Below are 20761 nucleotides of genomic sequence, written 5' to 3'. Positions count from 1 at the left end.
CTCTTCTCTCTCGCCCCTAGACCACGCGACCAGACGGCGCTGTCAACGGCAGCATGGTGACACTCGACTCTGTTTTGTTACCGGCGCAGTCAGCGCATGATCCTGACCCGCCGTGGTCATGGGGAGTAGCCGAAACAGTCGCGTTCTGGTCCGGCTGAAAGCCTCCTTCTTCGAGCGACTCGGCCGCCAGTAGCGCCGCGCCGTAGGCCCCGGTGGTCTGTGGGTTCTCCGGGATCAGAAGTTCCTCGCCCAGAGCCTCGGACAAGGAGTGGACCACCGCCGCATTGCGCGCGACGCCGCCGGTGAGCGCGACCGGCGAGATCTTGCCGACCTGGCCGATGAGCCCGAGGGTGCGAGCCGCGGCGGCCTGGTGGACCGAGGCCGCGATATCGGCGGGATCGTGCCCCTTGGCGAGCAGAGCGATCACCTCCGTGACGGCGAAGGTGGCGCACAGGCTGCTGATCTCGAGATCTGCCTTTCCCCTACTCGCGAGCTCGCCGAGGGACTCGATATCGGTCTCGAGCGCGTGGGCGAGGCCCTCGTAGAAACGCCCGGTACCGCTCGCGCACCGATCGTTCATCGCGAACCGTTCAACCCGGCCTGCCTCGTCGACCTGGATCGCCTTGGTGTCCTGGCCACCGATGTCCACCACGAGGCGCACGCCCGGAAACAGCGCGGCGACACCCCGGCCGTGCGCACTGATCTCGGTGAACGTGAAGTCTGCACCACCGGGAACGAGTCGCCGCCCGTAGCCGGTGGCGGCTGTGGCCCGCACCAGGTCGCGCTCCGTCCCGGCTTCGCCGAAGGCCTCGTCGATGGCGCGCTGAAGCCCCTTCTGGCTGACCGTGCCGGTCTCGACGACGGCGGTCGCGACGATCGCACGCAGCTCGTCGATCACCACGCACTCAGCCGACGTAGACCCCAGGTCCATGCCCACGACGTAGGCACTCATCCGCACTCCTTGTCAGGTCCGCGCCCGCTTGGCATCGATCGTCTCCAGCAACGCGGCGAGGCGAACCTCAAGGATCTCATCCTTGTAGAAGGCCGCGTCCGCGATGTCACCTTCGAAGAAGGTCGTCGGGAGCCCGAGCTGCTTCTCGGCGACCCGGGCGAGCAGGTGCTGGTGATTGGTGTAGGCCCGGCAGGTCCGCGACGCGTGGAAGATGATCCCGTCGATCCCGTAGTCGTCACAGTCCTTGACCATGGCCTCTTTCAGCGTCTTGAAGCCCTGGCTGTTGGAACACAGCAGGTAGTGCTGTGCGAGTCCCCGCAACGGGTTCTCCGGATCGATCAGCTGCGGTTCCTGCCAGAAGTTCTGGTGGGTGTAGCGCCCGCAGATGACGGCGGCGTCGGTATCGGCGAACTTCCTGGCGAGCCAGCCGAGCTTGTTCCAGTTCATGATCCCGTCGAAGTACAGGCGGTAGCGCTCGTTGGCCACGCCGGAGACGCCGTTGGCGAGCCGCTCGACGACCTCGTCCTTGACGCCCTGGAAGTAGTCGATCAGCCGCTGCCCGGCGGGCATGAAGTTGATGTGGGCGATGCAGGCGACCCAGTCCCAGTACGTCGCCGGGGTGGGTTTGGCCATGCAGAGTGCCATGGCCTCCCGGCGCAGCTGCGACGCCGCTTTGATGTAGCCCATGATCTCGCCGAGCTTGTCGTAGTCGAAGGGCCGTCCGGTCTGGGCCTCGAGGAACTCGATCAGTTTCTCGAGCTGGTCCACAACGTAGTTGGTGGCGGTCTCCCACTCCTCGCCGACGAGGTAGCCGGCGTCCGGCTTGCTGCCGAACATGTACGGCAGCGACAGCGTGAAGATCGGCACCTTCTTGCCGAGGATGCGATAGGACATCTGGTCCCACTGCTGCCCGGTGCTGCAGCCCTGATAACCGTTGACGAAGAAGTCGGGTTCCGGGAGGCGGCTCGCGAGCTCACGTTGGTCAACCGCACCGACGATGCCCGTCTCGCCCTCGCCGAAGTCGTTGGTGAGCACCGCGCATCCCAAGTGCGTGCGGGAGTAGGAGCACAGCTCGTTCACGTAGCCGTACTCCTCGCCAGCGAGCTGCGCGGGGCCCTCGAGGTGCTGCGCCGCCAGCCGAGCGGAGAAGGCCTCGCCATGGCACCACGAGATCCCGGCGGCTTGGAACAGCGGGTTCAGCGCGTGGCCGTTGTACCAAACGACCTGGGCACCACGCTCCCGCGCCGTGAACAGCTCGTCCCAGTACGCGCCGACCAGTTCGCCGCCGCGGCCCGTCATCCGGAGCCGGTTGGACTTGTCCTCGACCAAAGTCGCCATCGTGTTCCTTTCGTGCGGGCCGGGCCCGCGTCAGGCAGTCGGCACCCGTGTCGGTGCCCTGCCGCGCGTGGCCTGTTCGAACATCGCCTCGATCCGCGTACGCATGGTCTCGAGCGGTATCCCCTCGTGCTCGGTTTCCAGGAGCAGATGGGGAATCCCCTCTGCCTCGAGCGCCTTGCGGAGTTCGGGGAGGTAGAGCATGTGCGGTTCGCAGTACTTGACGAGCAGTGAGATCACCACTTCGGCACCGCTGGAGTGCACCGCGTTCAGGAGGTAGGCGTCCCAGTCGACATCGGACTGGGCGCGGGTCGGGCACGGGACGTTGACGTTGCGCTCGAGGTACTGACCCACGAGGGCGTCGACGGGCGAGGCGGACTCGTCCGCGTCCGTCGAGATGTAGCGGGCACCGTGGAAGAGGTCGTCGTCGACCACGATGCCCCCGCTTTCCTCGATCAGTGCCAGCAGCTCCGGCTTGGGCGCATGGCAGAAGTGTCCCGAGAGGTGGACCCTCACGCGGTCGTCGCGAGGCGTGGCGGAGGACTGCGCGACCAGGTCCTCCATGAGCGCGTTGTGCTCCTCGCGCTGCATGACCATGCTCGACTTCACCATGGTCTGCAGCTCCCCTGAGGTGAACCGCGAGTCCCCGGAACGCCGCTGCTCGTACAGCGTACGTAGCAGCTTGCGGCCACGGTTATAGGTCTTGATGCTCTCGCGGAGGCGCTCGTCGGTGATCTCGACTCCGGCGAAGGACGACAGTTCGGCGACGAAGTCCGTCATGGTGAGCCGCGCTTGCTCGGGTGTCCACGGGTCATTCATCGAGGAGATGAGCTGACCGAGGTAGAACCGCCGGCCGCCGGTGAGCTCGCGGATCACGTCGGCGGCTCCGATCAGCTGGATGCAGTGATCGGCCATGAAGAAACCGTCGAAGACGTCGAGGCGCCCGGTCGCGGCCTGGTCTGCGAGGTTACGGGAGTAGCCGCAGTTGAACTCACTCAAGAGGTTGTTTCCCAGCGTGATCGGATTGCGGTCCTCTTGCACGATCACGGGCAACAGGCCGGCAGCGTGGGCGATCTCGGCCGGGAAATTCATCGGGAACACGGCAATCGCGCGCCCCCCGGTCCTCGCCTTCCACTGCTCGACGTAGCCGGCCGGGTCCTCCGCGGCCCTCGTCATGGCCTCCAGTGGACTCGCCGCTGCGTGCTCCATGGCGAAGCCTTCCTTCCTCCAACCCGTTCGACACACGAGCGAGTTATGGTCTGATAATAAACATGTTGGTTATGATACGCAAGGGTCCAACCAAATACGCTCACCCCAGCGTTTCCAAGGACCTCATCTCGCGTTCGAGCGACTCGCGGTGCGCCGGGGCCGCGACGGCGATCAGCTTCCGGGCGCGCTCGGCGACCGTGCACCCGGTGAGCAGCGCGATGCCGTGTTCGGTGACGACGGCATCGACGTCGACGCGCGCCGTCGTGACGACACCCCCGTGCAGGGCGGGCACGATCGTGGACTCGCCTTTCACCTCCGACCTCAGAGCGATGATCGAACGCGCGCCGGTGAGCGACGCGGCTCGGCTGAAGTCAACCTGTCCGCCGACGGCGCCGATGTGGACGCCGCGCGACAGTTCCGCACCGACCTGGCCGAGCAGGTCGATCTCGATCGCGGAGTTGATGGACACGAGCGACCGCAGCCGTGAGAGCACGGCTGGTGCGTGGGTGTAGCTGGCCGGGCGGAACTCGGCGGGCATCTCCGGGATCCGGTCGTAGAGTGACGCCGATCCGAGCGCCGCCCCCGTGACCACGAGGCCCGAGTCGATCTCCTTGCGCGCGCCGGTGAGGACGCCCTTCTCGATCAGGGTCAACACGCCGTCGGTGATCAGGCCGGTGTGCATGCCCAGGTCGCGGTGCCGCGACAGCGCGTCGAGCACGGCGTTGGGTACGGTCCCGACGCCGATCTGGAGCGTGTCGCCGTCCTCGACGAGCGAGGCGACGTACGACGCGATGAGCCGGTCCTCGTCGTCGGCCGGCCGCGGGATCGACTCACGCAACGGCCGGCAAGTCTCGATGACCGCGGAGAACCGGCTCAGCGGAAGGCGCACGGCCCCCACCGTCGGCGGCATGCGGTGATTGATCTCGGCGACGAGCCTGGCCGTGTGCGGGACGGCATCGGCGGCGTAGTCGACGCCGATTCCCAGGCCGACCTTGCCGTCGGGCCCCGGCGGTGAGACCTGTACCAGCCCGAGGTCGGTCGGCAGCTGGCCGCGCTCGAACATCCGCGGGATCGACGAGTAGTGGCAGGGCACCACATCAAGGAGGCCGTGCTTGGACAGCGCACGTAGCTGTCCGAGCCCGCCGTAGGACAGGACGGTGAGCCCGTCCGGGAGGTCACGGGTGAGCCGCTGGTTCCAGGTCAGCCCGCTGAAGGCGCGGATCCGGCCGATCAAGCCGACCTGATCGAGGAGCGCGTCGACGAGCGGCTCGGGCTCGGCGCCCGCCTGGCTCCACCACAGACCACCGCCGGGTCGCAGCAACCTGGTGAAGTCGATCTGATCGGCGACGGACATGGTCATACCCGCTGCACGAGTGTGGCGGTGCCGAGGCCTCCGCCGCAGCACATCGTGGCCAGGCCGATCTCCACGTCGCGGCGCTCCATCTCGGCGAGCAGCGTGGCGAAGAGCCGCGAGCCGGTCGCACCGACCGGGTGGCCGAGCGCGATCGCGCCGCCGTTGACGTTCACCTTGTCGAGATCGGCTTTGAGCTCGCGCTCCCAGGCGAGCACGACGGACGAGAACGCTTCGTTGACCTCGACGAGGTCGATGTCGTCGATCGTCATGCTGTTGCGGTCGAGCAGCTTCCGGGTTGCGGGGATCGGCCCGGTCAGCATGATCGCCGGGTCGACGCCGACGGTCGTCTGGTCCAGGATCCGCGCGCGCCGGGGCAGACCGAAGCGGTCTACGGCGTGGTCCGAGGCCACGACCAACCCCGCGGCCCCGTCGGTCATCGGCGACGAGCTGCCCGCGGTGACCCTGCCCGGGCTCGGGCCGTCTGCGGGGCGGAACACCGGTTTGAGGAGGGAAAGGGACTCCAGCGACGAGTCGGCCCGGATGCCCTGGTCGCTGGTGCGCACGGTGCCGTCGAGTTCGAAAGGGATGATCTCCCGCTCGAAGCGGCCCGCGTCCACGGCATCGGCCGCGAGCCGGTGCGACCGCACGGCGAACTCGTCCATCGCCTGGCGGGTGAGTCCCCATTGTTCGGCGATGCGCTCTGCGGCCTCCCCCATCGACGGGAAGTCCCACGCCTCGAGCAACTCGGCCGGCCATGCCGGGCCGTAGAACTTCTCGATCTCGCCCACGGCCGCCATCGGGATGTGGCCCATGTGCTCGACGCCGCCCGCGATCACGACGTCGTGCGTGCCCGACGACACGGAGGCCGCCGCCACCGCGACGGCGCTCTGCGCCGACCCGCAGCGCCGGTCGATCTGCGCGGCCGGGACCGTCGGCGAGTAGCCGGCGGTCAGCCAGGCGTTGCGTCCCACGTTGCGCGACTGCTCGCCGAACGGGGCCGTGTTGCCGATGATCACGTCCTCGACGTCGGTGTCGGCGAGGCCGGTCCCGGCCAGTAGCGCCTGGTAGACGGCGGCGAGCATGGTGTTCGGGTGCACCTCGCGGTACCACCCCTTCTCGAGGTGACCTCGGCCCATCGGGGTTCGAAGCGCCTCGACGATCCAGGCGTCTCGGCCGGTTCCTGCGAAGACCATCAGATGACCGTCCCTCCGTCGACCGGCAGGATCTGCCCGGTGATGTACGACGCGGCGTCCGAGGCGAAGAACACGAACGTCGCCGAGATCTCCTCGGGCTCCGCCCACCGGCCGAGCGGGATACGCGCGAGTGTCAGCGTCGCGAGCTTCTCGTTGCCCCGGATGTTGGCGGTCATGTTCGTGGCGGCAAGGGGTGCGACCGCGTTGACCGTGATGTTCTTCTTCGCCAGCTCCCTGGCGAGGGACTTGGTGAGTCCGACGACCCCGGCCTTCGCCGCGCCGTAGTTGGCTTGCCCGATCGTGCCCACGAGGCCCGCTGCGGACGTCACGTTGATGACCCGGCCGGTGCCGTCCTGGGGAAGGTAGGGCAACGCCGCCTGCGTCACCCCGAAAGTGCCGCCCACGTGCACGCTCAGCACGTCGTTGAACTGTTCGGCGGTCATCTTGTCGAACATCGCGGGGGCGATCGCGCCCGCGTTGTTGACGACGATGTGAATGGTGCCGCCGCCCAGCGTGGCCGCCTGTTCCACCGCGGCGGTCGCGGCCCCGGCGTCACGGACGTCGAACGCGGCCGAGCGTGCCGTGCCGCCCGCCGTCGTGATCTCGTCGGCGACGGCCTGTGCGGCGTCCTTGTCGAGGTCGGCGACCAGTACGGCCGCACCTGCCGCCGCATAGGCTTTCGCGACGGCCGCGCCGATACCGTTGCCCGCGCCGGTGACGAAGGCGGTGCGGCCGGCGAGGGAGAAGAGAGACATCAGTAGCTCCTGGGAAGTCCGAGAACGTGCTCGCCGAGGAAGTTCAGCACCATCTCCTGGCTGATCGGCGCGATGCGAGTGAGGCGGGCCTCACGGAAGTAGCGGGCGACGTGGTACTCCTCCGAGTACCCCATGCCGCCGTGGGTCTGAAGCGCCCGGTCGGCGGCCGCGAAGCCGGCGTCGGCGCAGAGGTACTTGGCGGTGTTGGCCTCGCGGGCACAGGGCTGACCGTTGTCGTAGAGCCACGTCGCCTTGCGCAGCACGAGTTCCGCGGCGTCGAGGTGGGCGAGCGCATCGGCGAGCGGGAACTGGATGCCCTGGTTCATGCCGATCTGGCGGCCGAACACCTCGCGTTCGTTGCCGTAGCGGACCGCACGGCTCAGCGCCGCACGGCCGATGCCCAGTGCCTCGGCGGCGACCAGACAGCGCTCGGGGTTGAGACCGTCCAGTATGTACTTGAACCCCTTTCCCTCCTCGCCGACACGATGCTCTTCGGGGATGCGGAGATCGTCGATGAAGAGCTCGTTGGACGTGACCGCGTTGCGGCCCATCTTCCGGATCGGATGGATGTCGACGTGCGCGCGGTCGAGGTCGGTGAAGAAGAGTGTGAGACCGTCCGTCTTCCTGGTGACGTCCTCGGCCTTCGAGGTACGTGTGAGCAGGAGGATCTTGTCCGACTCCATCGCCTTGGAGATCCACACCTTGCGGCCGTTGACGACATAGTCCGTGCCGTCGCGGGTGGCGAACGTGGTGATCTTCGTGGTGTCCAGCCCTGCGCCCGGCTCGGTGACCCCGAAGCAGACGTGCAGATCTCCCTTCACCAGACGGGGCAGGTTCTCCTGCTTCAACTCGTCCGAGCCGTGCATGATCACCGGATGCATGCCGAAGATGGACATGTGTATGGAGCTCGCGCCGTTCATCCCCGCGCCCGAGGCGGCCACCTCCTCGAGGAGGATCGATGCTTCGGTGATGCCTAAGCCGCTGCCGCCGTACTCCTCGGGGGTGGTGATGCCAAGCCAGCCGCCGTCCGCGAACGCCTTGTAGAACTCGGTCGGGAACTCGTGGTCGGCGTCCTTCTCCAGCCAGTACTGGTCGTCGAACTTGCCGGCCAGTTCGGCCGCCGCCGTGCGGATCAGCTGCTGGTCCTCGGTGAGGTCGAAGTTCACCTGAAACCCCCTTGGGTCGAATGAGATGTGACGGAGTGGCCGCGAGAAACCGGAGTCACGTACTTGCAACGGAATCAGGCCGCGGACTCCGGTCGGGACGATCGTCAGGCGCGCGCCCGGACGCCGTCGGCGCGAGCGCGCCGCCGATGATGGATTCCCGCAGGGTGAACTTCTGGATCTTCCCGGCCGCTGTGGTCGGGTACCCGTCGACGAAGAACCAGACCGACGGGACCTTGAACCGGGCGATCCTGCTGCGGCAGTACTGCCGCAGGTCCGAGGGCATGACCGTGGAGACGGGAACGGTACGGATGACCGCTGCGACGACCTCGCCGAGCTCGTCGTCCGGAATCCCCAGCACGACCGCTTCCGCCACGTCGGGATGCTCGAAGAGCACGTCCTCGACCTCACGCGGGGAGATGTTCTCACCACCGCGGATGATCATTTCCTTGAGCCGTCCGGTGATCCGGAGGTACCCACGCTCGTCCATCGCCCCGAGATCGCCGGTGTGCAGCCAGCCCTCCTCGTCGAGGGTGCGGCTGGTGGTCTCCGGGTCGTCGAGGTAACCGATCATCATCTGGTGTCCGCGGCCGCAGATCTCGCCCTCGACGCCCAACGGGACGATGCTCCCGTCGACGGGGTCCGCGATCTTGATCTCGACCTGCTTCACGGGCCGTCCGATGGTCTCGGACTGATCCTCGGGCGTGTCGTCGACGCGTGTCGTCGTGACGACACCGGAAACCTCCGTCTGCCCGTAGATGTTGGTGAAGCCGCACCCGAACGCCGCCTTGGTACGGCGGATGAGCTCGGCCGGAACCGGCGCGGCGCCGGACACCAGCGTGCGCACGCTCGCCAGGTCCCGCCTGGAGAAGTCGGGGTGATCGAGCATCCTGACCAGCATCGTCGGAACGAAGAGGCCCATGTTCGCCCGCTCGCTCTCCAGCAGCTCGAGGACGAGTCCGGGCTCGAACTCGGGCGCGACGACGTGCGTGCCCTGGCGCGCGACGATGCCGAGGCAGCTCGTCACACAGCCACCGACGTGGAACAACGGCATCGCGTTGAGCCACACGTCACCGAGTTCCATCCCGCACTGGGTGAGGACGAGGTTCGGTGTGTTGCAGATGCCGCGGTGGTGAAGCAGCACTCCCTTGGGAAACCCGGTCGTCCCGCCGGTGTACTGGATCTGCGCCGGAGACGCTGCATCGACCCCGGGGAGTTCGGTGTCCGGGCTGCCGGCCGCCAGGAAGTCGTCCCACTCGCTGAAGCGCAGGATCATCCGCACCGAGGGAATGTCCTTGGCCAGCCGCGTGACCGTCGCAAGGAGGTCGTGACCCCGGTACTCGTCAGCCAGAATGACCCCCGCCGCTGCCGACTTGCGCAGGACGTACTCGATCTCACGCTCCTGGTACGCAGGGTTGGCGGCGGCCAGGACAAGCCCAGCAAGCCCCGCCCCCAGCTGCAGAACGACCCACCGCGCCGAGTTCGGCGCGAGGACGAGGAGTCGCTCCCCCGTCTCGAACCGATCGAGCAGGGTTCGTGCCACAGCACGGGACTCCTCGAGTAGCTCGGCGTACGTCCACCGGCGTCGGGCCGCGGGGTCGCGCAGGCCATCGACCAGCGCGACGCGGCCCGGCACCTGTGCGGCAACACGCTCGAGCAGCTTCCCCACCGTGAGGTCGTTCTCGATCTCGTAGGACCTGTCGGCAGGCCAGTGCGACGTCGTCAACGGAAGCGCTCGCGTCGTTCCCATGGTCATGTCCGTTCCTCCGACCGACTCGGATGACGAGGCCTCAGGCCATCGTCAGGCCACCGCTGACCGACAACGTCTGCCCGGTTATGAAGCCGGCCCCGTCGCTGGCGAAGAACCGGACGGCGGCGGCGATGTCAGCCGGTTCACCCAGCCGGCGCATCGGCACCGCGCGGACCATCGCCTGCATCATCGCCTCGGCCTTCTCCTGCTTGTCCAGGACGCTCTCCATCGCCGGCGTCCGAGTGGGCCCGGGACAGACGCTGTTGGCGGTGACACCGGCGCGCGCCGCCTCCCGCGCGATCGTCTTGGTGAAAGCGATGACGCCGCCCTTCGCACCGGAGTAGACAGCCTCCATCGAGGACCCCACCCGCCCCGCGTCGGACCCGATGTTGATGATGCGACCCGCCTTGCGCTCGAGCATTCGCGGCAGCACCTGCCGCACGAACCGGAGCGCGGCCTTGAAGTTGACGTCGATGATCCGGTCCCAGAAGGTCTCCTCCGTGTCCACGAAGAGCAGGTGCTCATCGAAGCCGGCATTGTTGACCAGGACGTGGATCGGCCCGACAGTCGTCGTGATCTCGTCCACGACGGCCGCGACACGGGCGCTGTCGGTCACGTCGACTCGATGCGGCGAGGCGGCAAGCCCGCGGTCCTGAAGGGCCTTGGCCACCTCGCTCGCCGTCGCCTCGTCACGGTCGACGACGGCGACGTGGAAGCCGTCCTCCGCCAGCGCCTCGGAGATCCCGCGGCCGATGCCCTGACCGCCGCCGGTGACGATCGCAACTCGCTTGTCGGTACCCACTGTCTCTTCTCCTTGTGTCATCTCGAGGGCGCTAGCCCAAGTCGATCTTCGTGGCTCCACCGTCGACCGACAGGGTCTCGCCGGTGATCCATGCCGCGTGGTCCGAGAGCAGGAAGCAGACGGCGGGCGCGACGTCCTCCGGCGTCCCGAAGCGACGCATCGGGTAGCGCGTGAGCAGCTCGTCCTCGTGCCCGCTGGTTCTCGCCTCCGAGAACCGCGTCTTGATGATCGCGGGGGCGACCGCGTTGACGCGCACACGTGGTGCGAGCTCGAACGCGAGCTGCATGGTCATGTGCCCGATCGCGGCCTTCGACATGGCGTAGACGCCGAGGTTCTCGGCGCTGTGCTTGGCCGCCACCGAGGTCACGTTGACCACGGCGCCGCCGGAATCGGCCAGCCCGTTGCGACAGGCGCTCTGGATCATCGACAGGCAGCCGACCACGTTGATCTCGAAGGTCTTCAGCACGACCGCCGAGGAGGCATCGGCCAGTGGGCCGTAGAACGGGCTCGCGCCGACGTTGTTGACCAGGAAGTCCAGCGATCCGAAGCTGTCGCGGACCTTCGACGTCACCGCGTCCGCTGTCTCCGCGTCTCGCACATCGGCCTGGACCGGCAGCAGACGATCACTGCCGAGCTCTCGTTCGGCCTCCGCGAGCGACTCGGTCCTGCGCGCCGTAACGGCGACGTTGGCACCGCGGCCGAGAAGCTCCCGCGCGATCTCGAACCCGATTCCCCGGGTCCCGCCCGTGACAATGGCCGTGCGTCCCTCGAACTGCGACTGGGTCATGCGCGCTCCAAGGTCAGTCGTGACTGGTCCACAAGCGGCGCGATGAGATCGCCGACCTTGTCGAAGCCCTCAGGAGTGTTGCCGTCCACGAAACGCTGGTGAATGCGGCCGCGAAGCACCGCGAGCTTGAGATAGCCGAAGGCGGTGTACCAGGACAGCCCCGCGGGGTCGGTGCCGGTGCGCGCCGCATAACGCTCGGCCAGTTCGCCGAACTCGGGGAAGCCGAGCGCGGGATCGATGCCCTTCCGCATCCCGTCGCCGCCCGGGTTCTCGACCCCGTCCCAATAGCACTGGAGCAGCCCGAGGTCGGTAAGCGGGTCACCGAATGCAGCCATCTCCCAGTCGAGGACAGCGACGATGTGACCGTCCCCGGACACCATGACGTTGTCGAGGCGGTAGTCGCCGTGCACGAGTGCGGAACCCAGGCTCTGCGGCATTCCGGTGCGCAGACGCTCCACGAGCGTCTCGACACCGTCGAAGCCGGCGAGCACCTCCTCGGCCTGACCGGTCCAACGGGCGACCTGACGCTGGAGGAACCCCGCCGGACGGCCGAAGTCACCGAGCCCGACCGCCTCGGGATTGACGCCGTGCAGGTCGGCGAGCACATCCACCAGCTCGAAAGAAATCTCCCGAACGCGTTCGGCTCCCAGCAGGGCGGTCTGCGCTGTAGCGCGGTAGACCGTGCCCTCGACGAATACCGACAGGTGGAACGGCGCACCGATGACCGACGGATCCTCGCAGTGGTGCAGCACCTCGGGCACCGGAACAACACTGTCAGCCAGGGCACCCATCACGCGGTACTCACGCCCCATGTCGTGCGAGGCGGACTGCCGCTCCCCCAGCGGCGGTCGCCGCAGGACCCACCGCCCCGCACCGTCGCCGACGTCAAACGTCAGGTTGGAATGCCCACCGGCGAGCACGACCGCACGGAGGTCGCCCGACACGAGCCCCGGGACGGTCGTGTCGAGATAGGCCCGCAGCGCGCGAAGGTCGATCCCGGGCGGCGAACCATCGTGTCCGGCCATGTCCTCTGGTGGCGTCGTTGCCATTGTGTCGTTCATCGTCCATCCGTTCACTGGAACCGCGGTGGTCGCTTCTCGAGAAACGCCCGCATACCCTCACGTGCGTCCGGTCCGTCGAAGAGCGCCTCGACGCGCGACACCTCACCTGCCAGGCCCTCGGAGAGCGGGATCTCGAAGCTGGCGTCGACCAGCCGGATCACGTCCGTCAGCGCGGGAATCGACAGTCCTGCCATGCGCGTCGCGAGGCTGACGGCCTGTGCCTCGGCCTGGCCCGTCTCGGCGACGCGGTCGACCAGCCCGACCTCGAAAGCTTCCTCGGCCTCGAGGAGACGGGCCGTCAGCATCAGTTCGAGGGCGCGTCCGCGTCCGACGTACCTCGGGAGGCGCTGGGTCGCGCCGGCGCTCGGGATCAACCCGAGCTTGGCCTCGGGAAGCCCCAGCTTGCTGCCCCGAGCGGCGACCCGAAGGTCGCAGGCCAGCGCGAACTCCAAGCCACCGCCGAGCGCGCTTCCCTCGATCGCCGCGATCGTCGGCCGGTCCAGCGCCGCGACGCGCTCGACGGTCGAGCGCAGCCGGCGCCCATACGCCACAAATCCGTCGCGGTCGACGTCGACCATCGTCTTGATGTCCGCACCGGCCGCGAAGAAACCCTCCACACCGGACGCGATCACGATGACGCGGGCACGGTCCTTCTCCGCGACGTCGAGCGCCTCGTCCAGGCCGTCGAGCAGCTGAGGCGCGAGCGCGTTGACGGGAGGGTTCTCCATCCGGATGACGAAGACCCCGTCCGCGCCTCCGGATGCGCTCACCGCCGTGGATGTGACCTCCGGGCTCACCACTACCGCCCCGTCACAGGTACTGGGCGAAGTCGGGCTTGCGCTTCTCGGAGAACGCACGCGCCCCCTCCATCGCCTCGTCGGTGTTCGCGAACGTGTCGAGCCCGACCTCCGAGAGCGACGCGATGCCCGCCTGGTGTTCGGTGTCGGCGTTGAAGGCCTTCTTGAGGAAACGGAGCGCGGTCGGGCTGTAGTCGGCCATCGTGTTCACCCACTCCTTGGCCGCGGGGAGGAGCTCCTCCTTGGGGACGACCTTGTTCACCAGCCCCCAGTTCAGCGCGTCCTGGGCGGTGTACTTGTCCAGCAGGAACCAGATCTCGCGGGCGCGCTTCTCACCGACGACTCGGGCGAGGTACGACGCACCGAAGCCACCGTCGAACGAGCCCACACGCGGGCCGCTCTGCGCGAAAGTGGCGTGCTCGGCCGCGATCGACAGGTCACAGATGACGTGCAGGACGTGCCCACCGCCGATGGCGATGCCGTTCACCGCGGCGATCACGGGAACCGGAACGTCCCGGATCACCCGCTGCAGGTAGGTGCCTTCGAACAGACCGTTGGACGTCGGACCGTAGTCACCCGTCTCCGCCCGCTGCTTCACATCACCGCCGACGCAGAAGGCGCGGTCGCCGGCGCCGGTCAGGACGATCCCACGCACCGACTTGTCCGCCCAAGCCCGCTTGAAGGCGTGGATGAGCTCCTCCGTGGTCTTGGCGCGAAAGGCGTTCATCCTGTCCGGCCGGTTGATCGTGAGGACAGCAGCCGGGCCGTCGACCTCGTAGGAGATGTCCTGGTAGTCCATGTTCGCTACTACCTTTCTAGGTGAGTGGTAGGTGCCTGAATCCCTGAGCAGTCGAGAAACCCCGCCGACGGCGTTCCGGTGCCGGCGGCGGCTATCTCGTGGTCCCGCTGATGCGAAATGCGGGGTCGTGCTTCCGGATCTCCCGGCGGGCGATCGACATCTTGTGCACCTCGTCGGGCCCGTCCGCGAGGCGAAGGGTGCGCATCTTGGCGTACATATAGGCCAGCGGGGTGAACTGCGTGACACCCGCAGCTCCGTGCACCTGGACGGCGCGGTCGACGACCTCGAAGCAGACCTCCGGGATCGCCACTTTGATCCCGGCGATCTCGGTCGCCGCCTCCTTGTTCCCGACGGTGTCCATCAGGTGTGCGGCATGCAGGACGTACTGACGCGCCATGTCGATCTTGATCCGGGACTCGGCGATCCACTGCTGGATCGCCCCCTTGTGGGCGAGCTTCGAGCCGAAGGTGCTGCGCCGCAGCGAGCGGGTGATCATGAGCTCCAGCGCACGCTCGGCCACCCCGATCGCGCGCATGCAGTGGTGGATCCTGCCCGGACCGAGCCGGGCCTGGGCGATGGCGAAGCCGCCACCCTCCTCACCGAGCAGGTTGCCGACGGGCACGCGGACCTCGCGGAAGATCACCTCGGGATGACCGCCACGCTCCTGGTACCCGAAGACCGTGGGCAGCGCGCCGAACTCGATCCCGGGCGTATCGAGCGGGACGGCCAGCATAGAATGCTGCCGGTGTCGAGGGGCTTCCGGCCCGCTCCGGCCCATCACCACCAGGAGCTTGCACCGCTGCGCCTTCGCGCCCGAGCTGAACCACTTTCGGCCGTCGAGAACGTAGTGGTCCCTGTCGCGGGTGATGCGGAGATCGATGTTGGTCGCGTCCGACGATGCGGCGTCGGGCTCGGACATCGAGTAGGCGCTGCGGATGTCGCCGCGCAGCAACGGCCCCAGCCACCGCTCCTTGACCGCCGAGGTGGCGTACTGGTTGAGGATCTCGATATTGCCGGAGTCCGGTGGTTGGCAGTTGAACACCTCAGACGCGAACCACACCTTGCCGAGCTGCTCGGAGATCGGCGCGTAGTCGACGTTCGACAGGCGCGTGCCCGGCTGGCCGGACTCGAGATCGGGAAGGAAGAGGTTCCACAGCCCTTCGGCGGCCGCCTTCGCCTTCAACTCGTCGACGACGGGTGGATGACCGAACGGCCCCACCTCGTCGAGCTCGTCGTAGTAGCGCGCCTCGCTCGGGTAGACGTGCTGGTCCATGAAGCGCTGAACGGACTCGACGACCCGTCGGCCCTCTGCGCTGAATTCGTAAGGCATCGAGCATCCTTGCTGTCGATCTGCTGTTGACCTGGGCGCCGCAGGTTTTCGAGCGGTCCAGCGTGTGGCCCCCGCCGGGTGCCGGCTGTCGCCCCGTCGAAGAGCGATCTCAGACTAAGCCGTTTTGGTTGACTGAGCAATATGCTCAGACCAAAATACAAAAGCGAAGAGAAACAAACTGGCCATTGCCATCACGAATTCGGTCTGACCATACTGATGCGCTCCCTTCGGGAGGGAACGCCGACAGGAGAGGCGGGCGATCAACCGTGACCTATGAATGGCAACCGACGGCTGACTACCTGGAACACTCCAACGTCGCCCGTCTGATGCGGCGACTCGATGTGAAGACGGCCGACGATCTCCGCGCGGTGTCCGTCGAGGACATCGGTAGGTTCTGGGAGGCCGTGGTCGACGACCTGACGATCCCCTTCCACACGCCGTACACGCAGGTCCTCGACCTCTCGGGCGGCATCGAGTGGCCGGAGTGGTTCGCCGGCGGGGGTCTCAACGCCGCGGAGGCCTGCCTCTCGAGCTGGGCGGCAGAGGATCCCGACGCGCGCGCGGTCGTTCACGAGAACGAGGACGGCGCGGTCACGACCCTCACGTTCGCCCAGCTCGACGACGCCGTCGCGAGGCTCAGAGCCGCGTTGCGCGAGCTCGGCGTCGGCAAGGGCGACGCGGTGGCGGTCTACCTGCCGATGATCGCCGAGGCCGTCGTCGCGACGTATGCGGTTGCCGGCCTCGGCGCAATCCTCGTCCCGCTCTTCTCCGGCTTCTCGCCCTCGGCGATCGCGGCACGCCTCCGCGACGCCGGCGCCGTCGCGGTCGTGACCGCTGACGGGACCCACCGGCGCGGGCGCCCGCTTTCGATGCTCCAGCAGCTACGCACGGCACGCGAGCAGTGCCCCACCGTCCGTAGCACCGTGGTCGTGCACAACCTGCCCGAGCCGCTCGAGCTGACCGAGGGCGAGGTCGGCTGGGCCCGTCTCCTGGAGACCGCCCCTGACCCGATGGTCGAGCCGACGGCGGCATCGGACGTGCTGCTGCTCGCCTACACCTCGGGCACCACCGGGAAACCGAAGGGGGCGGTCCACACCCATGCCGGCTTCTTGCTCAAGACCGCTTCCGAGCTCGCGTACGCCTTCGAGGTAACCCGCGGCCGAACCCTCTCCTGGATCACCGACATGGGCTGGATCATGGGCCCGCTGACGGTCTTCGGAACGCACTCGAACGGAGGTACCCTCCTCCTCTACGAAGGCTCTCCCGACGTGCCCGACACGACCAGGCTCTGGGATCTGGTCGAGAAGCACGGCATCTCGACACTCGGTCTGAGTCCCACCCTCACCCGCACGCTGCGGGCAGCGTCGACGGCGAGGCCGGACCGGGACCTCTCGACCTTGCGCGTCATCGGATCGACGGGCGAGCCGTGGGACCCGGAGTCCTACGAGTGGCTCGCCCGCGACCTGCTGGACGAGCGGGTACCGGTCATCAACTTCTCCGGAGGCACCGAGGTCGGCGGGTCCTTCCTGTGTCCCTATCCGGTCGAGTCCATCCGGAGCTGCTCCCTGGGCGGCCCGGCGCTGGGCATGGACGTCGACGTGGTCGACGACCACGGCGAGAGTATGCGTGGCGGGATCGGGGAGCTCGTGTGCCGCCAGCCGTGGCCGTCGATGACCCGCGGCGTCTGGAAGGACCCGGACCGTTACCACGAGGCCTACTGGTCGACGTTCCCCGGGATGTGGCGACACGGCGACTTCGCCAAGGCCGACGAGGACGGCTGGTACATCCTCGGACGGTCGGACGACGTCATGAACGTCGCCGGGAAGCGCGTCGCACCAGCCGAGATCGAGTCGGTCGTCGCCACCGACCCGGACGTCGCGGAGTCCGCGGTCGTCGGCGTGCCCGACCCGCAGAAAGGTGAGGCCATCTGGGTCTTCTACGTGGCCCGCCGGGCCGCGACGAGTTCCGAGGACGACATCGCCCAGCGCGTGCGCGCCTCCGTCGCGGCGGAGGTCGGAAAGCCGTTCGCGCCGAGCCGGATAATACGCGTCGAGCAGCTGCCGAAGACCCGCTCCGCCAAGATCCTTCGCCGCGCGATCCGTGCGGCCGTCCTCGACAGCGATCCCGGTGACCTCTCCGGCGCGGAGAACCCCGGGGCAGTGGACCAGATCCGCCAGCAGGTGCACCGCGAGCGCTGAGCTCCCCGGCGACAACGACAGAGGAACAGACATGCCCCACTACGACAACAGCACCGAAGACGAGACCCGGCGCGTCCGCATCCGCGAGGTCGGGCCGAGGGACGGCTTCCAGAACGAGCCCGAGACGATCCCGACCGCCGACAAGATCCGGTTGATCAACGCACTCGGTCGTGCGGGTCTCACCCGCATCGAGGTCGCGAGCTTCGTGCGCCCCGACGTACTCCCCCAGCTGGCGGACGGCGTCGAGGTGCTCCACGGCATCGAGCTACCCGACGAGGTCGCTCGGCAGGTACTGATCCCGAACAGCAAGGGCCTGGACAACGCCCTGCGCGAGCGCGAGTACTTCGACGAGGCAACGCTGTTCGTGAGCGCGAGCCAGACCCACAACAAGAAGAACATCAACCGCACCGTCGAGGAGACGATGGAGGAGGTGCGGGGGATGGGCAAGCGCATCGTCGACGACGGCCTGCGCTTCTGCGCGGTCGTCGCCACCTCCTTCGGCTGCCCCTACGAAGGCAAGGTTCCGCCGGACCGGGTCCTCGATCTCGCCGAGCAGTTCGCCGAGGCCGGTGCCGTGGAGATCGGCTTCGGCGACACCACCGGCATGTGCAACCCGGCGTACGCGAGCAGGTTCTTCGCCGCTGCCCTCGAACGCCTCCCTGGCATCGAGATCACCGCGCACTTCCACAACACCCGCGGACAGGGCCTTGCCAACGCGTACGCCGCCTTCGAGGCCGGCTGTCACAGCTTCGAGTCGAGCTTCGGCGAGCTGGGCGGTTGCCCGGTGCCCAAGGGTTCGACCGGGAACATCGCGACCGAGGACCTGGTGAGCATGTTCCACGAGATGGGCGTCGGCACCGGCCTCGACCTCGGCCGGATCATCGAAGCCGCCCTCGACGCGCAGACCACCCTCGGCCGCACGCTCTCCAGCCACTCGATCGTCGCAGGCCCCGTCACCTGGTCACCGTCCAAACTCGACGACGACCACCCCCACTGCTAGCACCCGAGGATCGCCCGATGCCCGTACAGTACGACGTCGACGACCACGGTGTCGCCTACGTCCGTCTCGACTCCCCGGACACCAGGAACGCCCTCAGCAACAAGCTTCTCGACGAGCTGCTCGATGCGCTCGACCGGGCGAAGTCCGACCCTGCCGTCCGAGTCGTCGTCCTCGGCACCACACACGGCAAGGTCTTCTCCGCCGGGGGTGATCTCAAGGCCTTCTTGGACTCCGAGCCGGCCGTCACGAAGTACGCGGGTCTCGACCGCTTTCCCCGGCTGTTCCTCGCCCTGGGGCAGCTCGGCAAGCCGACGATCTGCGCCGCGTCCGGCGACGTGCTCGCCGGCGCCTTCGGCATCGCCCTCGCCTGCGACCTCATCCTCGCTCGCGAGGGAGTCCGCTTCGGGTGCCCGGAGATCAACGTCGGCGTCTTCCCCTTCATGATCTCGGCGCTCATCTACCGCAGCGTTCCCCGCGCCAAGGCCAACGAACTGATGCTCCTCGGAGATCTCATCAGTGCCGACGAGGCCCTCGCGCTGCAGATCATCAACGCCGTGGTGCCCGCCGGTGAGTTCGACGACACCGTCCGCGTGTGGGCACACAAGCTCGCGACCAAGTCACCCCTGCTGACGAAGCTCGGCAAGGACGCGATCGCGACGACCCGCGACATGAGCCTCCCCGACGCGCTGAGCGTCCTCCAGGCACAGCTCGCGCTCGCGTTCACCACCGACGACATCGTCGAGGGAGTCACGGCGTTCCGCCAACACAGGGATCCGCACTGGTCGGGCCACTGGGGCCGGACAGAGGTGTAGCACCTCGGCACACGAGACAGGAGTCCATTCACCCCAGGAGATCTGTCAACCGCAGTTCTCGACATCGACCCAATCACAGCTGCCTTCACCAGCCGTATCGACCGTGATCGCCGGCAGGTTCGTGCTCAACGAGGAGACACCATGGCATCCACTCCGACATCACAAGCGACAACACCCGTGCGCGCAGCCATCGCGAGTTTCGTTGGCGGCATGCTCGAGTACTACGACTTCTTCGTCTACGGCACGGCGGCCGCGCTCGTGCTCAACAAGCTCTTCTTCGCTGGTCTCTCCCCCGCACTCGGCACCGTGGCCGCCTTCGCGACGTTCGCGATCGGCTATGTCGTGCGGCCGTTGGGCGGCATCGTCTTCGGCCACGTCGCCGACCACCTTGGCCGCAAGCGAAGCCTGATCGCGACGCTGCTGGTGATGGGGGTGTCCACGGTCCTGATCGGGGTGCTGCCGACGTACTCCTCGATTGGCGCGGCGGCACCGATGCTGCTGCTCCTACTCCGGCTCATCCAGGGATTCGGGCTTGGCGGGGAACTCGGCGTGGCCTCGGTGTTCGCCGTAGAACACGCGCCGCCAGGTCGGCGCGGATTCTTCGGCGCCTTCGCCTATTCAGGACCGTTCGCGGGGCTCGTGCTGTCCACCGGTGTGTTCGGCCTGCTCTCGCTGATGCCCGCGGACGCCTTCGCCAGCTGGGGTTGGCGCGTGCCGTTCCTGTTCAGCGTCGTGGTCGTCGCGGTGGCCCTCATCGTCCGGCTCGGAGTCCCCGAACCCACGGTCCTCCGCACGGCTGGGGACGAGGTCACCAAGCCACGGGTGCCGGTGGTGGAGGCGCTCCGTGGGCACAGCAAGGACGTGCTCGCGGTCGCGCTGATCTCCGCCGCGCCGAACACGATCTTCTACATCGTGACGGTCTTCTCGCTGTCGTATGCCACGACCGCGCACGGCGTGCCCCAGACGACCATGCTGACGATCGTCACGCTCGCGGCCGTGTTCCTGTTCACCGCGACTCCGCTCTGGGGCGGGCTCTCCGACCGCATCGGCCGCAAGAAGCCGATCATCCTCGGCACGATCGCCGAAGGTGCCCTGCTGTTCGTGTTCTTCCTTGGGCTCGAGACATCCAACACTCTGGTGATCTTCGCGACCACCGTACTCGTGCTCGGGCTGGGACATGCCGTGGTCAACGGAGTCGTCCCGGCGTTCTTCTGCGAGCTGTTCCCGACCCATATCCGCGCCAGCGCCGTGTCACTGGGCCAGCAGCTCGGGGGCGTCATGGGAGGCATCGCCCCGCTGGTGGCTGCCACACTGATCGGCGCGAACTGGGGCGGTTGGCTCCCCCTCGCCGCCTACGGCGTGGTGCTCTGCGCACTGGGTGTATCCGCAACCTTCGTCGCGCTGCATCGATGGGACCGCTCGATCGTCTCATCACATCCCGCCGCGGCGGTTCAGAGCTAGATC

Annotated in this window: 18 protein-coding genes; 4 read left to right on the top strand and 14 right to left on the bottom strand. The window is 67.7% G+C overall.

All coding sequences use genetic code 11. From position 1 onward, the window contains the following. Window positions 1-16 precede the first annotated feature (16 nt). From DL519_RS06130 to DL519_RS06065, 14 genes are all read right to left on the bottom strand, one after another. Window positions 17-931 (bottom strand): acyl-CoA dehydratase activase, encoded by a 915-nt coding sequence (locus tag DL519_RS06130; RefSeq protein WP_223840212.1) that lies wholly within the window; start codon window positions 929-931, stop codon window positions 17-19. A 33-nt stretch (window positions 932-964) separates the two neighbouring features. After that, window positions 965-2290 (bottom strand): 2-hydroxyacyl-CoA dehydratase subunit D, encoded by a 1326-nt coding sequence (locus DL519_RS06125; RefSeq protein ID WP_190813249.1) that lies wholly within the window; start codon window positions 2288-2290, stop codon window positions 965-967. A gap of 30 nt (window positions 2291-2320) precedes the next feature. After that, window positions 2321-3496 (bottom strand): 2-hydroxyacyl-CoA dehydratase subunit D, encoded by a 1176-nt coding sequence (locus DL519_RS06120; RefSeq protein ID WP_190813248.1) that lies wholly within the window; start codon window positions 3494-3496, stop codon window positions 2321-2323. A gap of 100 nt (window positions 3497-3596) precedes the next feature. Beyond that, a complete protein-coding gene (locus DL519_RS06115; RefSeq protein ID WP_223838500.1) occupies window positions 3597-4856 on the bottom strand; it encodes an acetyl-CoA hydrolase/transferase family protein in 1260 nt (419 codons plus the stop codon). Continuing rightward, window positions 4853-6043, bottom strand: coding sequence for a thiolase family protein (locus DL519_RS06110; RefSeq protein ID WP_190813247.1), 1191 nt, complete (start codon window positions 6041-6043; stop codon window positions 4853-4855). Before DL519_RS06110 ends, DL519_RS06115 begins: the two co-directional genes overlap by 4 nt. After that, the gene (locus tag DL519_RS06105; RefSeq protein ID WP_190813246.1) at window positions 6043-6798 is read right to left on the bottom strand and encodes an SDR family oxidoreductase; all 756 of its coding nucleotides are present in this window, start codon (window positions 6796-6798) and stop codon (window positions 6043-6045) included. The genes DL519_RS06110 and DL519_RS06105 overlap by 1 nt, the downstream gene beginning before the upstream one ends. Beyond that, window positions 6798-7964 carry an acyl-CoA dehydrogenase family protein gene (locus tag DL519_RS06100; protein ID WP_190813245.1) on the bottom strand — a complete coding sequence of 389 codons (1167 nt, stop codon included), beginning with the start codon at window positions 7962-7964 and terminating at the stop codon, window positions 6798-6800. Before DL519_RS06100 ends, DL519_RS06105 begins: the two co-directional genes overlap by 1 nt. 55 nt (window positions 7965-8019) lie before the next feature. Next, window positions 8020-9717: an AMP-binding protein gene (locus DL519_RS06095; protein WP_223838499.1), complete on the bottom strand. Its 1698-nt coding sequence runs from the start codon at window positions 9715-9717 to the stop codon at window positions 8020-8022. Between the two features lie 34 nt (window positions 9718-9751). Continuing rightward, the gene (locus tag DL519_RS06090; protein WP_223838498.1) at window positions 9752-10513 is read right to left on the bottom strand and encodes an SDR family NAD(P)-dependent oxidoreductase; all 762 of its coding nucleotides are present in this window, start codon (window positions 10511-10513) and stop codon (window positions 9752-9754) included. 31 nt (window positions 10514-10544) lie between these two features. After that, on the bottom strand, window positions 10545-11300 hold the full coding sequence (locus DL519_RS06085; protein ID WP_190813243.1) for an SDR family oxidoreductase: 756 nt from the start codon (window positions 11298-11300) through the stop codon (window positions 10545-10547). After that, a complete protein-coding gene (locus DL519_RS06080; protein ID WP_223838497.1) occupies window positions 11297-12361 on the bottom strand; it encodes a phosphotransferase family protein in 1065 nt (354 codons plus the stop codon). The genes DL519_RS06085 and DL519_RS06080 overlap by 4 nt, the downstream gene beginning before the upstream one ends. Window positions 12362-12372: 11 nt before the next feature. After that, on the bottom strand, window positions 12373-13131 hold the full coding sequence (locus DL519_RS06075; RefSeq protein ID WP_223838496.1) for an enoyl-CoA hydratase/isomerase family protein: 759 nt from the start codon (window positions 13129-13131) through the stop codon (window positions 12373-12375). Between the two features lie 40 nt (window positions 13132-13171). Continuing rightward, complete coding sequence (locus tag DL519_RS06070; protein WP_190813242.1) at window positions 13172-13957, bottom strand: enoyl-CoA hydratase-related protein; 786 nt, start codon at window positions 13955-13957, stop codon at window positions 13172-13174. A gap of 91 nt (window positions 13958-14048) precedes the next feature. Then, window positions 14049-15287: an acyl-CoA dehydrogenase family protein gene (locus DL519_RS06065; protein ID WP_190813241.1), complete on the bottom strand. Its 1239-nt coding sequence runs from the start codon at window positions 15285-15287 to the stop codon at window positions 14049-14051. A gap of 266 nt (window positions 15288-15553) precedes the next feature. On the opposite strand from DL519_RS06065, the gene DL519_RS06060 reads away from it, so the two are divergent. From DL519_RS06060 to DL519_RS06045, 4 genes are all read left to right on the top strand, one after another. Then, window positions 15554-17485, top strand: coding sequence for an AMP-binding protein (locus DL519_RS06060; RefSeq protein WP_223838495.1), 1932 nt, complete (start codon window positions 15554-15556; stop codon window positions 17483-17485). A gap of 31 nt (window positions 17486-17516) precedes the next feature. Then, window positions 17517-18485 carry a hydroxymethylglutaryl-CoA lyase gene (locus DL519_RS06055; RefSeq protein WP_190813240.1) on the top strand — a complete coding sequence of 323 codons (969 nt, stop codon included), beginning with the start codon at window positions 17517-17519 and terminating at the stop codon, window positions 18483-18485. A 17-nt stretch (window positions 18486-18502) separates the two neighbouring features. Then, window positions 18503-19297, top strand: a complete 795-nt coding sequence (locus tag DL519_RS06050; protein ID WP_190813239.1) for an enoyl-CoA hydratase/isomerase family protein — start codon at window positions 18503-18505, stop codon at window positions 19295-19297. Between the two features lie 141 nt (window positions 19298-19438). After that, entirely contained in the window at window positions 19439-20758 is a 1320-nt protein-coding gene (locus DL519_RS06045) for an MFS transporter (RefSeq protein ID WP_190813238.1), read from the top strand. Window positions 20759-20761 lie beyond the last annotated feature (3 nt).

The organism is Saccharopolyspora pogona, from assembly GCF_014697215.1.
GTDB classification, from domain to species: domain Bacteria; phylum Actinomycetota; class Actinomycetes; order Mycobacteriales; family Pseudonocardiaceae; genus Saccharopolyspora; species Saccharopolyspora hattusasensis.
The sequence above is the reverse complement of the archived record's forward strand: the minus strand, read 5'-3'. Positions and strand labels throughout refer to the sequence as shown.